This is a genomic window from Bradyrhizobium rifense (assembly GCF_008123425.1).
Taxonomy (GTDB): Bacteria; Pseudomonadota; Alphaproteobacteria; order Rhizobiales; family Xanthobacteraceae; genus Bradyrhizobium; species Bradyrhizobium rifense.
This window is the reverse complement of record NZ_VSSS01000086.1, coordinates 1-1,478: the sequence shown is the minus strand read 5'-3', so window position 1 is coordinate 1,478 and position 1,478 is coordinate 1. Positions and strand designations below refer to the sequence as shown.

Below are 1,478 nucleotides of genomic sequence, written 5' to 3'. Positions count from 1 at the left end.
CTAGGGGATGCACACATCTGGTTCGGCAAGAAGTTGCCGGGGGGATTCCCGAATCGGCACTTTGTGTGATTCCTATTGCGACACTTCGGCTTTGGCGGAGGTGTTGGCATGCTGTCAGGCATCGATTGGACATTGGGCCGGTTCGGGGATTGTCGTCTCGATAAAGGGGGGCGGCGCTCGTCGAACGCATGGTTGCGGGCAAGACGGTCTGTCTGCGTCGGCTCTCCAGGGGAGACCGCGCGCTGGAAGTGCGGTTCAACCGCTTTCTCGGCCACGACAAGGTGACAGCGGAGCGGATCATCGAAAGCTGGAGCGAAGGCACGGTCGCGGCGATAGAGGGCCGCCACGTGCTGGCGATCCAGGACACCAGCGAGATCCACTTCAACACGACGCCGCAACGTCGGCGAGGGCTCGGGGAGATCGGCAAAGGCAATAACCACGGCCTGCTGTTGCATCCGCTGCTGGCGGTGGATGCCGCCGATGGCGCCTGTCTTGGACTTTTGAGCGGGCAGATATGGACGCGCAAAGGCCGCCGCACGACCTCGCACGACGATCGGGAATTATCGGACAAGGAATCGCAGCGCTGGATATCCACCGCCGTTGCGGCCAAGCCGCTGCTCACCAAGGCCTCGGCGGTGACAGTGCTGGGTGATCGCGAGAGCGATATATTTGCCCTTTATGCCAGTTCGGCTGAGCAACACTTCCACGTCATCGCGCGCAGCATGCATGACCGCAAGCTTGCAGACCGTAGCGGTTTATATGAGGCCAGCGATGCCATGGCGGCGGTGGATCGGCGTGCGGTCCAACTGCCTGCGCGCGCCGCGCGGCCGGCACGTCTGGCCCGGCTCGAGCTTCGCTTTGGCACGATCGAGCTTGCCCGCCCACAGAGTAAGTTCCTGCATCATCTGCCGAAAAGCCTGCCGCTGGCGGTGGTCGACGTGCGCGAGATCAATGCCGAAGCCGACGTGGAGCCGCTGCACTGGCGGCTTCTCACCTCCCACGATGTCGCCGGCATCGAAGATGCCTGGCGTATCGTGCAATGGTACAAGCAGCGCTGGATCATCGAGCAGTTCTTCCGCGTCCTGAAGACACAAGGCCTCAAGCTCGAAGACAGCCAGATCGGAACCGCCGATCGCCTTCTCAAGCTGGTCGCTATCGCCGCCAAGGCGGCTGTCATCACGATCCAGCTTCTGCAAGCGCGCGGGGGCGGTTCGCAGCCTCTTCGTGTTGCCTTCGACGACGGCGAGATCGGCGCGCTTGCTGCTCTCAACAAGCAACTCGAAGCCAAGAGCAAGCGACTAAAGAACCCGCATCCGCCCGACAGCCTCGCTTGGGCCGCCTGGATCATCGGCCGTCTCGGCGGTTGGGACGGCTACCCATCGTCCAAGCCGCCGGGCCCGATCACCTTCAAAAACGGCCTCGAATACTTCCGGGCCGTCGCAGCAGGATGGAGCCTCAGAGATATGTGCATGCCCTAG

General features: G+C 62.7%; 1 protein-coding gene. It reads left to right on the top strand.

The annotated features are described in order from the left end of the window. Positions 1-188: 188 nt before the first annotated feature. A complete protein-coding gene (locus tag FXB40_RS43360) occupies positions 189-1,478 on the top strand; it encodes an IS4 family transposase (protein WP_148778357.1) in 1,290 nt (429 codons plus the stop codon).

What these genes read in the sequence shown, in the direction of transcription:
- FXB40_RS43360 (WP_148778357.1), top strand. Translation starts at nt 189, where the DNA reads ATGGTTGCGGGCAAGACGGTCTGTCTGCGTCGGCTCTCCAGGGGAGAC.